Here is a 12,395-nt window from a genome sequence, read left to right on the forward strand (position 1 = left end):
TTTGACCGTTTGGATTGATTCAGTGTCTGTGTGGAATGCCAGGCACATCGTTCCGGCGGCCGCGGCGCCAAGCGCCACGCCGCGCCGGAGCGCGCCCTTACATGCGGGCCAGTACCGAGCCCCAGGTGAATCCGCCGCCCACGCCTTGCATCAGGATCAACTGGCCCGGCTTGACGCGGCCGTCGCGACGCGCGGCGTCCAGGGCCAGCGGCACGCTGGCGGCGGACGTGTTGGCGTGGCTGTCGACGGTGACGACGACCTTCTCGACCGGCACGGCAAGCTTGCGCGCCAGGAAATTCAGGATGCGCACGTTGGCCTGGTGCGGGATCAGCCAATCGACGTCGGCGATCTCGATGCCCGCCTCGGCGCAGGTGTCGCGCGCGGAACGGTCCAGCACGGTGACGGCCTGCTTGAATACGGCCTGCCCGTCCATGCGCAGGAACGGATCGCCGGTCACGTCGCCGTAGGCAACGTTGCCCGCGGCGTTCAGGATCTTGGCCTGGCTGCCGTCGGCGTGCAGTTGCGCGGCCAGGATGCCGGGCTTGTCGGAAGCCTTGAGCACCACGGCGCCAGCGCCGTCGCCGAACAGCACGCAGGTGGAGCGGTCGTTCCAGTCCAGGATGCGCGAGAAGACTTCAGCGCCGATGACCAGCGCGCAACGCGCGCGGCCGGCCCGGATGAAGCTGTCGGCGGTGGTCATCGCGTAGACGAAACCGCTGCACACGGCCTGCACGTCGAATGCCGCCGACCCCTTGGCGCCGATATTGGACTGCACGATGCAGGCGGTGCTCGGGAACACGAAGTCGGGCGTCGAGGTGGCCAGGACGATCAGGTCGACCTCGGAGGCGTCCACGCCGGCGTCAGCCAGCGCGCGGCGCGAAGCCTCGGTCGCCAGCATGCTGGTGGTCACGCCGCGCTCAGCCAGATGGCGCTGGCGGATGCCGGTGCGTTCGACGATCCATTCGTCGGAGGTGGCGATGTCGCGCGTCGCCAGCTCCGCCGCCAGTTCGTCATTCGAAACCACGCGTTCCGGCAGGAAGCTGCCGGTGCCCGCGATCACGGAATATTTCATTGCGGTATCCATCAAGCGGTGTCCCCAGCCACGTTGGGCGACGACACCGAGGGGCCTTCGCCAGATTGAACGCGCTTGGTAATCTGAGCGACCGTCTCGGCGGTGCGCTCCAGCAGTTTACTCACTACGGCTTCGCGGGCGCGCTGCAACGCAAATCCATAGGCGTAGACGTCCGCGGAACCATGGCTCTTGATGACCACGCCGCGCAGGCCCAGCAGCGCGGCGCCGTTATAGCGCCGGTTGTCGACGCGGGTGCGCAGGCGGTTGAGCACCGGCTTGGCCACCGCGCCAGCCAGCAGCGTGATCAGATTGCGTTTGAACTCTTCGCGAATGACGCTGGACAACATCTTCGCCAGCCCTTCGACGGACTTGAGCACGACGTTGCCGACGAAACCGTCGCAGACGACGACGTCGACCGTGCCTTTGAATATGTCATTGCCTTCCACGTTGCCGTAGAAGTTGAGCGGGCTGTTGCGCAGAAGCTCGGCGGCTTCCTTGACGACTTCGTTGCCCTTGATGACTTCTTCGCCGATGTTGAGCAGGCCCACCGAGGGGCGCTCGCGATGGTCCACCGCCTGCGACAGCGCGGCGCCCATGATGGCGAACTGGAGCAGGTGCTCGGCCGTGCAGTCCACATTCGCGCCCAGGTCCAGCACCGTGGTGGCGCGGCCAGTCTGGTTCGGAATGGACGTGGCGATCGCGGGGCGGTCTATGCCGTCCAGCGTCTTGAGCACATAGCGTGAAATGGCCATCCACGCGCCGGTATTGCCCGCGGAAACGCAGGCGTCGGCGCGCCCGTCCTTGACGGACTGGGCGGCCAGGCGCATGGAGGAGTCTTTTTTGCGGCGCAGGGCGACCTCGACCGGGTCGTCCATGGTGACGACTTCGGAAGCCGCCACGATCTCAATGCGATCACGCGCCACGCCGCGGTGCTCGGAGAGCGCCGCTTCAATAGCGTCGGGAAGCCCGACCAGCAATAGCCGGGTATCCGGAAATTGCCGGGCGAACTCGATCGCAGCCGGAATCGTGACGGGCAGACCGAAGTCTCCGCCCATACAGTCTATGGCGATGCGTATCACGGGTGCCAGGTATCAGCGCTCAGCCGAAATGGTCCGAGTACGAGTTCGGCCCGGGGGCCTTATTCGTCGGCCTTGGTCTTCAGGACCTTGCGGCCGCGGTAGAAGCCGTTGGGGCTGATGTGGTGACGCAGATGCGCTTCGCCCGTGTTGGGTTCGATCGCGGTCGGCGGGTTCACCAGAAAATCGTGCGAGCGGTGCATACCGCGCTTGGACGGGGACTTCTTGTTTTGTTGAACGGCCATGATGACTCCTAGAAACGGGGCGCATTGTACGCGATGCGGCCCGATGTTGATCTCAATCTTTGTGCTTCAGTTGTTCCAGCACCGCAAACGGCGACGGACGCTTGACAGCGGGCTCCTCGGGAGAAGCTTCGCTGACCTTGGCCAGCGCGCCCGGGCATACATCATGCTTGGGCACATACGGAACGCTCAGAATGAGCTCATCTTCGATCTGGGCCAGCAGATCAAAATGATGCGAACCCACCACCTTTTCAGGCAGGTTGGACACAAAACCATTTCCTTCTTCGTCCTCGTCGCCCTCGCCGGATGGATCCCCGTAGGAAGCATCGTCGTCGAGATCGGCTTCGGACTTGACCAGCTGCAAAAGGACTTCGCTGTCGATCGGATACACGAACGGTTCATTGCACCGTTGGCACACCAGCACCGGATTCGCCTGCACGTGAATATGCAGGAGCGGCCGGCCCATCAGAAGACCAGTCCTACCCATTTCGCCGCGCACGGACCACGTCACGAGTCCGGCATCGCCCTGCGGTTGTTCGGGCAGCCCGTCAACCACGCGCGTAAGCCGCACAAGAGGTATGGTTCCTTGCGCTTCCTTGCCCATCTGGGCAAATGCGTATGCATCGATGCGCTTGATGTTCAGTCCTTTGCATTCGCGGGGCTGCTCATGGGGACTACTCATACCCATGATTTTGCCGAGGTCGCTAAGCTTCGCCATCGGCTTGCTCGCGCGCCCATTCATGCAAAAATCCCGCAAAACGTTAGATAATACTGTGACTTACGCTTTAACGTCAAATATCGCATGCCTTCCAAGCCCAGCCTGATCCTCGCGTCCAGCTCGCGTTACCGCAAAGAACTGCTGTCCCGCCTGCGCCTGCCTTTCACGGCGATTTCCCCCGATGTAGACGAAACGCCACACTCCGGTGAAACGCCCGAAGCCCTGGCGTTGCGCCTGTCCGTGGCCAAAGCCATGGCGGTCGCGGTCAATCACCCCGGCAGCATCGTGATCGGCTCGGACCAGGTGGCCACCGTGGACGGACAGCCCATCGGCAAACCGGGGGATTTCCCGCGCGCCTTGGCGCAATTGCGGGCCCTGTCGGGTCAAATCGTGGAATTCCACAGCGCCTTGGCGGTCACCGACGGCCAGCGGGTGGAAAAAGCCGACATCGTCACGCGCTGCCGTTTCCGGGCATTGTCGGACCGCGCAATCGAGGCCTATCTGCACGCCGAAGAACCCTACGATACCGCAGGCAGCGCCAAGGCGGAAAGCCTGGGCATCGCCCTGATGGAAAGCATCCAGAGCGACGATCCCACCGCCATCATCGGCCTGCCGTTGATCGCGCTGACCGGCATGCTGGCGCAGTTCGGCCTGGATCCGCTGGACGCCCTCGGAGCACCCGCATGAGCGGCGCGCTGCACCTGATCCCGGTCGGCCTGGGCGACGCCCCGCCCGAGCGCTGGCTCCCCGCCGAGGTCCGTACCCTGGCAGGCCGGCTGGACACCTACATCGCCGAAAACGCCAAGACCGCCCGCGCCTTCCTCAAGCTGATCGGCACCACCCGGCCGCTGCAGGAAATCACCATCCACACCCTGAACGACAAGGTCGACGCCGCCCAGATCAAGGCTTGGCTTGAGCCGGCGCTCAAGGGCGCCGAAATCGGCCTGGTCTCGGAGGCCGGCTGCCCCGCGGTCGCGGATCCAGGCGCCAAGGTCGCGGACGCCGCCCACCGCCTGGGCATCACGGTGAAGCCCTGGGTCGGCCCCTCCTCCATCCTGCTGGGGCTGATGGCCAGCGGACTGGACGGCCAGCGCTTCGCCTTCCACGGCTACGCGCCGGTGGACCCGGCGGAACGCGCCAAGCAACTGCGCGCCTGGGAGCAGCACTCGGCCAAGCACAACCAGACCCAGCTGCTGATCGAGACCCCCTATCGCAATGCCGCCATGTACGCCACGCTGCTGGCCAGCCTGAAAGGCGACACCAAGCTGTGCGTGGCGCGCTCGGTCACGACTGCCGACGAATGGATCGCCACCCGCAGCGTGGCGGACTGGAAGAAGCAGCCGGCGCCCCAGCTCGACAAGCTGCCGACACTGTTTCTCTTCCTGGCGCGCTGACCCATGCGCCGCCTATTGCTTGCGCCGCTTGCCGCGGCCGTTCTGGCAGGATGCGCCGCGCGCGGCCCCGCCGGCCTGGACCTGGACACCTCGATCACCGCGGTCGGCCAGGCCAGCCGGGTGCGCAGCATCGTGCTGCACTACACCAGCGTCGATGACGCCCGTTCGATGGAATTGCTCTCCAAGGGCAAGGTCAGCTCCCATTACCTGGTGTACGACTCCGGCCGCGTCTACCGGCTGGTCGACGAGAACCGCGCCGCCTGGCATGCCGGCGCCAGTTCCTGGTATGGCAACATCGCCATGAACAGCACGTCCATCGGCATAGAAATCGTCAACCCGGGCTGGACGGAGGGCCCCGACGGCAAGCCCGTCTGGCATCCCTATAACGACCGCCAATTGCGCGCATTGACCATATTGCTACGTGATATTGCGCAGCGCCACGGCATCACACCCGAAAACATCGTAGGCCATAGCGATATCGCGCCTCAGCGCAAGGTGGATCCCGGACCTCTATTCCCGTGGAAAATGCTGGCCGAGGCGGGAATCGGGCGCTGGTACGACGAAACCGGGGCTGCCGAGCACCTCGCGCGCCTGCAGGCCCAGGGCATCCCGGACGTGGCGTGGTTCCAGAAACAGTTGGCGCGGCTAGGCTATGCATGTCCACAGGACGGCACGCTGAACCCGGCCACGATCGGTGCGCTGGCGGCCTTCCAGATGCACTACCGGCCGGCGCTGTACGACGGCCAGCCGGACGCGGAGACCGCCGCCATCATGCTGGCGATGCTGTAGCAACGCGCGGCGCTATCGCCTGCCGCGCAGCCAGGCGACCAGCCGCCAGCCCAGCAGCAAGGCCAGCACCGCGGCGTACAGCGCGGGCTGCGCCAGGTCGTTCTTGCCGGCCTTGTGCCACCAGTAATGCAGCACCGCCAGCAGGCCGATGACATAGATGGCGCGATGCAGGCTTTGCCAGCGCTTGCCCAGCTTGCGCATGGCCCACTGCGTGGAGGTGGCCGCCAGAGCGGCCATCAGCACGAACGCCGCGAATCCCGCCATGATGAAGGGGCGTTCGCCAATATCGCGCAGCATGCCGGCCGGATCGAAGCCGCGGTCCCACCAGACCCAGGCCATGAAGTGCATGGAGCCATAGAAGAACGCGAACAGCCCGCACATGCGCCGCAGACGCACCAAGGCAGGTTGGCCTGTCAGCCGGCGCAGCGGCGTGATAGCCAGGGTCACGAGCAGGCAGACCAGGGTCCAGGTGCCCGATGAACGGGTCAGGAACTCGACCGGGTTCGCCGTCAGCCCGTTGTTCGCGCCCAGCCAGATCCAGCGCACGAACGGCGCCAGCCCCAGCAGGAACAGGAACGGTTTGAAGCGCCCCACGGTCTTGGCGGAAAGCGGGGTTTTGCGCGGCGGCGCGGCCGGAGCCGCCTGCGGAGTGCCGTCAGGCATGGAATCGCCTCAGTAGTTCGCCTTCAGGTCCATCCCCTGGTAGAGCGACGCCACCTGCTCGGCATAACCGTTGAACATCAAGGTCTTGCGCTTGGGCGAGAACAGCCCGTCCTCGCCGATGCGGCGCTCCGTGGCCTGGCTCCAGCGCGGATGTGGCACGTCGGGATTCACGTTGGCGTAAAAGCCATACTCCTGCGGCGCGGCCTTGATCCAGGACGACACGGGCGGCTTTTCAACCAGGCGGATCTTGACCAGGGACTTGGCCGACTTGAAACCGTACTTCCAGGGCACCGCCAACCTGAGCGGCGCGCCATTCTGGTTCGGTAGCACTTTTCCGTAGACGCCGAACACCAGCATGGCCAGGGGATTCATGGCCTCGTCGATGCGCAGGCCTTCCACATAAGGCCATTCCAGGATCGCGGCGCGCACGCCTGGCATGTTCTCGCGCTGCACCGCAGTCACGAATTCGACGTACTTGGCGTTGCCCGTGGGCTCGACCTGCTTGAGCAGCGCCGACAGCGAATAGCCCACCCACGGAATCACCATGGACCAGCCCTCGACGCAACGCAGCCGATAGACGCGCTCTTCCATCGGCGCCAGCTTGAGCAGTTCTTCGATGGAAAAGGTGCGCGGCTTGCCGACTTCGCCCTCAACGCTCACGCTCCAGGGGCGTGTCTGCAACTTGCCGGCATTGGCGGCCGGATCGCCCTTATCCACGCCGAACTCATAGTAGTTGTTGTAGGACGTTACGTCGGCCAGCGTCGTCTGCTTATCCATGACGCTCAAGCCTGCGTTGAGCTTGCCCGGCAGGGCGCCGGCCTCCTGGGCGTGCGCGCTGCGCATGCCCCACCCCGGCAGGCTCGCTGCGGCCGCGACCATCCCGGCGCGCAGCATCAATTCGCGGCGCGAACGCCAGACGGCCTCGGAGGTGATCTCTGACGGAAGAATATCGTCGGGCTTGCGTATCAACATCATGGTCTCCGGCGTGGCGCCCGCAGGATCATGGACGCGCCCTGCGCAAGCCATGGACGCCGCGCCGCCCCATGATATTCCGCAGCAGCCGGCGCTTGCGGGTATTTTCTATAGACCCGCACGGACGGCCGGCGTTCCGCGCCCGGACGGTGTGCGCCCGGAGAATCCCGGGCGCCAGGCGGCTAGACGCGCGGCAGCAGCCATTCGCGCACCTTGGGCACGCTCTCGAGCACCGCCTGCGGCGAACAACCCTCAAGTTCCTTCAGCGTATGAGCGCCATAGGTCACGCCCAGACCGTGTACGCCGGCATTGATCGCCATCTGCAGGTCGTGCGAGGTGTCGCCCACCATCACCACCCGGTCCGGCTCCACGTCCAGTTCCTGCATCAGTTCGTGCAGCATCGCGGGATGCGGCTTGCTGAAGGTTTCGTCGGCGGTGCGGGTGGCATCGAACAACGGCCCCAGGCCGGTCGCGGCCAGCGCGCGCGTCAGGCCCACCCGGCTCTTGCCGGTAGCCACCGCCAGGCGCACGTTCTGCCCCGCCAGTTCAGTCAGCAGTTCCTGCACGCCTTCGAACAGGCGCAATTCCGGATCGCGCAGCAGATAGTGCGTGCGGTAGCGCTCCAGGAAGCGCGGCAGCATCGCCTGGGTCAGTTCCGGCACCGCGCGGCGCAGGGCGCTTTCCAGGGACAGGCCTATCACCCAGCTGGCGTCGGATGCCGAAGGCACCGCCAGCTCCAGGTCGCGGCAGGCGCCCTGGATGGCGGCCACGATGCTATGCGTGGAATCCATCAGGGTGCCATCCCAGTCAAAAACGACCAGCGAATACGACATAATCAGACCGACTCCAGTTGTTTCAGTATTTTCCGGCAAGCTGGAGGCAGCTCGGCCGTAAGCGTCAGGGGCTCGCCCGTCACCGGGTGGGCCAGCGTCAATTGGTGGGCGTGCAGAAACATCCTGCCGAAGCCCATGCGCGCGAACTGCGCCCGCACTTCGTCGTGGCCGTACTTGTCGTCGCCCACGATGGGGAAGCCGCTGGCGGCCAGGTGCACCCGGATCTGATGGGTGCGGCCGGTGCGCAATTCGGCGTCGACCAGACTATAGCCACCAAACCGCTGCTTGAGCGTGACGATGGTGTGCGCCGACTGGCCGTCCGGGTCGACCTTGACCCGGCGTTCGCCGGACTGGGTGGTCCACTTGGACAGGCCCAGCTTGATGTGCTGCCGGTCATTGACCCAATCGCCCTCGACCAGCGCCAGGTAGTGTTTGTCCCCTTTTCCTTCTCGCAGCATGGCGTGCAAGGCCAGCAGGGCGCTGCGCTTCTTGGCCACCATCAAGAGACCCGAGGTCTCCCGGTCCAGACGATGGACCAGCTCCAGGAACTTGGCGCCGGGCCGGGCCGCCCGCAGCTGTTCGATCACGCCGAAGGACACGCCGCTGCCGCCGTGGACCGCCACCCCGGCGGGCTTGTCCACCACCAGCAGCGCCTCGTCCTCGAACACCACGGGGAATTCTGCGCCAGGCACTGGACGGGGCCTGCCCGGATCCGGCAAACGCAGGGGCGGAACGCGGACCACGTCCCCCTCGGCGACGCGGTAGTCGGCCGAAGTGCGTCCCTTGTTTACCCGCACTTCGCCGCCGCGTATGGCTTTGTAGATATGGGTTTTGGGGACGCCCTTGCACAAGCGCGCAAGATAGTTGTCCAGACGCTGGCCGGCATGCTCGGCGTCGACTTCCACCAGCCGGACGGCAGGGGGAGCTTTAGAGAGGGAAAGCGAGGGGGAAGTTTCTTTGCGCATTGCGAAAAGCGACATATAATCGGGACAGCCTAAAGGGGCTGAACTAGCCGCCTGACGTAGAGATGCAACGTTACGCAACTCCGTCGAGCGCGCGGGCCGCCATTGTACTGCCTGCTCATTCAACCCCCGGGGTCATTTGGTCGCCGGCGCAACCGCGCCCTGCCGGATAGTGGTGTGGCATTCATTTTGCCCGCTGTCCCAGCAGGTCCGTTGCATGCCGCAAGCGGCTCTGAAGCACCGCAAGAATCGTCGCATATTTAAAGCACCAGCTGCGCGTGGGCAACCAATCCGACCGCAACTGCCGTTCACAGCACTTTTCCGTCAAACCACATTCAGTGAAGCTGACCCTCCTGCTGACAGAACCCCGAGCCCCACGGCTCGACGTGCCCGCCTGACCCGCGGCGGATACGCCTGGGCGCCGCCCAGGTACGGTCCGCAACTCTTGCCCGCTTCAGCCCGCAGCCCGAGTGACCCGAGGTCACGCGCCGATATCGGCGCGTCATGACAACGGAGAACCCCTCTCATGAAGCGCATGCTGTTCAATGCGACGCATCAGGAAGAATTACGCGTCGCTATCGTCGATGGGCAAAAACTCATCGACCTCGACATCGAGACTGCCGGCCGCGAACAACGCAAAGGCAATATCTACAAAGGTGTCATCACCCGGATCGAACCCGGCCTCGAAGCCTGCTTCGTCAACTACGGTGAAGACCGTCACGGTTTCCTGCCTTTCAAGGAAGTGGCCCGCAGCTACTTCAAGGAAGGCGTGGACGTCCGCAGCGCCCGCATCCAGGACGCCCTGCGCGAAGGCCAGGAACTGATCGTCCAGGTTGAAAAGGAAGAGCGCGGCAACAAGGGCGCCGCCCTGACCACGTTCATCTCGCTGGCCGGCCGCTACCTGGTCCTGATGCCCAACAACCCCCGTGGCGGTGGCGTTTCGCGCCGCGTCGAGGGCGAGGACCGCCAGGAACTGCGCGACACGATGGAGCAGCTCGATCTGCCCCAGGGCATGAGCATCATCGCGCGCACCGCCGGCATCGGCCGCAACGTCGAAGAGCTCCAGTGGGACCTGTCCTACCTGTTGCAGCTCTGGACCGCGATCGACGGCGCCGCGCGCGACAACTCCGCGCCGATCCTGATCTACCTGGAATCCAGCCTGGTCATCCGGGCCATCCGCGACTACTTCTCCCCGGAAATCGGCGAGATCCTCATCGATACCGACGAGATCGCCGACCAGGCCACGGCCTTCATGAGCGTGGTGATGCCGGACAACGTCCAGCGCGTCAAACGCTACCGCGACGATATCCCGCTCTTCTCCCGCTTCCAGATCGAACACCAGATCGAGACGGCCTACTCGCGCACGGTCACGCTGCCCTCGGGCGGCGCCATCGTCATCGACCACACCGAAGCCCTGGTTTCCGTGGACGTCAACTCGGCCCGCTCCACGCGCGGCGCCGATATCGAGGAAACTGCGCTGCGCACCAACTCGGAAGCCGCCGACGAAGTGGCCCGTCAGTTGCGCCTGCGCGACCTGGGCGGCCTGATCGTCATCGACTTCATCGACATGGAGGACAGCAAGAACCAGCGCGCCGTCGAACAGCGCCTGCGTGACGCCCTCCACTTCGACCGCGCCCGCGTCCAGATGGGCAAGATTTCGCGCTTCGGCCTGATGGAACTGTCGCGCCAGCGCCTGCGCCCCGCCCTGAACGAAGGCTCGCACATCACCTGCCCGCGCTGCAACGGCACCGGCGTGATCCGCGACGCCGAGTCCAGCGCCCTGCACGTGCTGCGCCTGCTGCAGGAAGAGGCCATGAAGGAAAACACTGCCGCCGTGCACGCCCAAGTGCCGGTCGACGTTGCGACCTATCTGTTGAACGAAAAGCGCGCCGACATCACCAAGATGGAAGCCCGCCTCAAGGTCAACCTGATGCTGATCCCCAACAAGCATCTGGAAACGCCGCACCACCACATCGAGCGCCTGCGCCACGACGATCCGCGCCTGGAAGAACTGAAGACCAGCTTCGAACTGGTTGAAGCCCCGGCCACGGACGCTCCCTGGCAGCCGCGCGAGCACGAAATCAAGTCGCGTCCGGAAGCGCTGGTCAAGGGCATCACGCCCTCGCAGCCCGCTCCGGTTTCGACGCCCGCCCCCGCGCCGGCTCCCGCGCCGGCGGCAACCGGCGGCCTGGGCGGCCTGTTCAAGCGCCTGTTCGGCTGGCTGGGCGGCAGCTCCGAAGCGGCCAAGCCCGCTCCCGCCGCCCAGGAAGACAGCGCCAAGCGCGCCAGCTCCGGCCGCGGCAAGGGCCGCAGCGGCCATGACGGCCAGGAACGCCGTGGCGAACGCCATGGTTCGGACCGCAACCGCAACCGCCGCGGCGAATCGCGCGGCGAAGGCGCCGAGGCCAGCGAAGGCGGCCGCCACCACGTGCGCGGCAACCGCCGCGCCGAGGGCGACCGCCAGGAACGCGGCGACCGCAACAACCGCAACGACGCCCGCGGCGAACGCGACACCCAGGCCACGCAAGCGGCCCTGGCGTCCAACCGTCCCGAGCAAGCCGTGGAAGCCGGCGGCGAGGACAGCGGCGCCGGCCGCAACCGCCGCCGCGGCCGTGGCCGCAACCGCCGCGAGGAAGGCCAGTCCGACGCCCCGATGAGCGAACAGGAAAGCATGGTCGCCGCCCTGGCTCAAACGGTCGCCACTGCCCTGCCCGAGACCAAACCGGCTCCTGAAGCCGCCGCGGTGACCGCCGAGGCTGTCGAAGCCGAAGCCGTGGCCGAACAGACCGCCGATGGCGTACCCGCCGTGGAAGGCGCCGAAGGCGCTGCCGATCCCGAGCGCAAGCGCCGCCGCCGCCGCAGCCGCCGCGGCCGCCGCAGCCAGGAAGAAGCAGGTTTGGCCGGCAGCGACGATCAGCAGGAAGATGGCGCCGACGACGACAGCATCGATCAGCCGGAAGAAGCTGCCGCTCAACCCGCCGTGACCGCTGCGCAAGCCGTGGAACCTGCCGTACAGGTCCAAGCCGCTCCGGTGCAAGCCCAGCAGCCCGAAACCGCTAAGGCCGTGCCCGCCCAGGTTGCGGCTGCCCCGGTTGCGGCTGCTCCGGTTGAAGCCCAGCCGGCAACGCCCGTGCAGGTCCAAGCCGAGCAAGCCGTCGAACCCGTGGCCCAGCCCGTGCAGACGGCTGCCGCCGAGGTGACCCAGCCTGTGTCCGTGCAGGCCGCGAGCGAGGCTTCCGCCCCCGCAGCGACCGAGACGACGCCGGTGGAAGCCGCCGCCGTCGAGCCCGTGGTTGCTCCCGCCGCCGCGCCGGCCGCCCCGGTTGCTCCTGCCGCGCCTGTGGCACAGGAAGCGGCTGCCCCGGCGCCCGCAGCCAGCCAGCCCATCGTGCTGCCGGCTGCCGCCCCGTCGGCCAAGGCTCAGGCCCTGCACGACGTGGTGAACGCCGCCGGCCTGCAGTGGGTGGAGACCGATCCGGACCGCCACGCCCAGACCCAGCTGCGTATCGCCGCTGCACACACGCCGGTCCGCCTGGGCCGCGAGCGCAAGCCGGTCGCGCCCGTTTCCAACGAACCGCTGGTTCAGGTCGAAACGCGCCACTAAGCCGCAGGCCCGCAAGGGCTTGCGACCGGCAGCACGCCGCACCCCGGACGCTGGATACCGATCCAGCGTC

The 12,395-nt window shown here is 66.3% G+C and carries 12 protein-coding genes; 4 read left to right on the forward strand and 8 right to left on the reverse strand.

Going from position 1 to position 12,395, the window contains the following annotated elements; genetic code table 11:
• Positions 1-97 precede the first annotated feature (97 nt).
• From NGK62_RS03160 to NGK62_RS03175, 4 genes are read right to left on the reverse strand one after another with little or no spacing between them, the layout of a single operon-like run.
• Complete coding sequence (locus NGK62_RS03160; protein WP_118931844.1) at positions 98-1,084, reverse strand: beta-ketoacyl-ACP synthase III; 987 nt, start codon at positions 1,082-1,084, stop codon at positions 98-100.
• A complete protein-coding gene (gene plsX / locus NGK62_RS03165) occupies positions 1,084-2,151 on the reverse strand; it encodes a phosphate acyltransferase PlsX (RefSeq protein WP_059374784.1) in 1,068 nt (355 codons plus the stop codon). Before plsX ends, NGK62_RS03160 begins: the two co-directional genes overlap by 1 nt.
• A gap of 59 nt (positions 2,152-2,210) precedes the next feature.
• On the reverse strand, positions 2,211-2,393 hold the full coding sequence (gene rpmF / locus NGK62_RS03170) for a 50S ribosomal protein L32 (protein WP_013392223.1): 183 nt from the start codon (positions 2,391-2,393) through the stop codon (positions 2,211-2,213).
• 52 nt (positions 2,394-2,445) lie between these two features.
• Positions 2,446-3,072, reverse strand: a complete 627-nt coding sequence (locus tag NGK62_RS03175) for a YceD family protein (protein ID WP_251879516.1) — start codon at positions 3,070-3,072, stop codon at positions 2,446-2,448.
• A gap of 120 nt (positions 3,073-3,192) precedes the next feature.
• Between NGK62_RS03175 and NGK62_RS03180 the strand changes: the two genes are divergently transcribed.
• The 3 genes from NGK62_RS03180 to NGK62_RS03190 are packed head-to-tail and all read left to right on the forward strand — an operon-like array spanning position 3,193 to position 5,291.
• Entirely contained in the window at positions 3,193-3,795 is a 603-nt protein-coding gene (locus NGK62_RS03180) for a Maf-like protein (RefSeq protein WP_251877393.1), read from the forward strand.
• Positions 3,792-4,502, forward strand: coding sequence for an SAM-dependent methyltransferase (locus NGK62_RS03185; protein WP_251877395.1), 711 nt, complete (start codon positions 3,792-3,794; stop codon positions 4,500-4,502). Before NGK62_RS03180 ends, NGK62_RS03185 begins: the two co-directional genes overlap by 4 nt.
• Before the next feature lie 3 nt (positions 4,503-4,505).
• Positions 4,506-5,291, forward strand: coding sequence for an N-acetylmuramoyl-L-alanine amidase (locus NGK62_RS03190; protein WP_118931846.1), 786 nt, complete (start codon positions 4,506-4,508; stop codon positions 5,289-5,291).
• 12 nt (positions 5,292-5,303) lie between these two features.
• Here the strand turns inward: NGK62_RS03190 and msrQ are convergent, their stop codons facing one another.
• The 4 genes from msrQ to NGK62_RS03210 form a co-directional block, all read right to left on the reverse strand.
• Positions 5,304-5,954, reverse strand: a complete 651-nt coding sequence (gene msrQ, locus NGK62_RS03195; RefSeq protein WP_251877397.1) for a protein-methionine-sulfoxide reductase heme-binding subunit MsrQ — start codon at positions 5,952-5,954, stop codon at positions 5,304-5,306.
• 9 nt (positions 5,955-5,963) lie between these two features.
• The gene (msrP, locus tag NGK62_RS03200) at positions 5,964-6,926 is read right to left on the reverse strand and encodes a protein-methionine-sulfoxide reductase catalytic subunit MsrP (protein ID WP_118931848.1); all 963 of its coding nucleotides are present in this window, start codon (positions 6,924-6,926) and stop codon (positions 5,964-5,966) included.
• A 182-nt stretch (positions 6,927-7,108) separates the two neighbouring features.
• Positions 7,109-7,759 carry an HAD family hydrolase gene (locus tag NGK62_RS03205; protein WP_059374797.1) on the reverse strand — a complete coding sequence of 217 codons (651 nt, stop codon included), beginning with the start codon at positions 7,757-7,759 and terminating at the stop codon, positions 7,109-7,111.
• A 2-nt stretch (positions 7,760-7,761) separates the two neighbouring features.
• Positions 7,762-8,739 carry an RluA family pseudouridine synthase gene (locus NGK62_RS03210; protein WP_502802949.1) on the reverse strand — a complete coding sequence of 326 codons (978 nt, stop codon included), beginning with the start codon at positions 8,737-8,739 and terminating at the stop codon, positions 7,762-7,764.
• A 508-nt stretch (positions 8,740-9,247) separates the two neighbouring features.
• Here NGK62_RS03210 and NGK62_RS03215 point away from each other — a divergent pair.
• Positions 9,248-12,325 carry an Rne/Rng family ribonuclease gene (locus NGK62_RS03215; protein ID WP_251877401.1) on the forward strand — a complete coding sequence of 1,026 codons (3,078 nt, stop codon included), beginning with the start codon at positions 9,248-9,250 and terminating at the stop codon, positions 12,323-12,325.
• Positions 12,326-12,395: the final 70 nt, after the last annotated feature.

It is taken from the genome of Achromobacter sp. Marseille-Q4954, from assembly GCF_943737025.1.
In the GTDB taxonomy this organism is placed as follows: Bacteria; Pseudomonadota; Gammaproteobacteria; order Burkholderiales; family Burkholderiaceae_B; genus Achromobacter; species Achromobacter bronchisepticus_A.

Excerpts from the sequence above, each read along its gene's own strand:
- rpmF (WP_013392223.1), bottom strand. The coding sequence starts at position 2,393 with ATGGCCGTTCAACAAAACAAGAAGTCCCCGTCCAAGCGCGGTATGCAC.
- msrQ (WP_251877397.1), bottom strand. The coding sequence starts at position 5,954 with ATGCCTGACGGCACTCCGCAGGCGGCTCCGGCCGCGCCGCCGCGCAAA.
- NGK62_RS03190 (WP_118931846.1), top strand. The coding sequence starts at position 4,506 with ATGCGCCGCCTATTGCTTGCGCCGCTTGCCGCGGCCGTTCTGGCAGGA.
- NGK62_RS03215 (WP_251877401.1), top strand. The coding sequence starts at position 9,248 with ATGAAGCGCATGCTGTTCAATGCGACGCATCAGGAAGAATTACGCGTC.
- NGK62_RS03175 (WP_251879516.1), bottom strand. The coding sequence starts at position 3,072 with ATGAGTAGTCCCCATGAGCAGCCCCGCGAATGCAAAGGACTGAACATC.
- NGK62_RS03205 (WP_059374797.1), bottom strand. The coding sequence starts at position 7,759 with ATGTCGTATTCGCTGGTCGTTTTTGACTGGGATGGCACCCTGATGGAT.
- NGK62_RS03160 (WP_118931844.1), bottom strand. The coding sequence starts at position 1,084 with ATGGATACCGCAATGAAATATTCCGTGATCGCGGGCACCGGCAGCTTC.
- NGK62_RS03210 (WP_502802949.1), bottom strand. The coding sequence starts at position 8,739 with ATGTCGCTTTTCGCAATGCGCAAAGAAACTTCCCCCTCGCTTTCCCTC.
- msrP (WP_118931848.1), bottom strand. The coding sequence starts at position 6,926 with ATGTTGATACGCAAGCCCGACGATATTCTTCCGTCAGAGATCACCTCC.
- NGK62_RS03180 (WP_251877393.1), top strand. The coding sequence starts at position 3,193 with ATGCCTTCCAAGCCCAGCCTGATCCTCGCGTCCAGCTCGCGTTACCGC.
- NGK62_RS03185 (WP_251877395.1), top strand. The coding sequence starts at position 3,792 with ATGAGCGGCGCGCTGCACCTGATCCCGGTCGGCCTGGGCGACGCCCCG.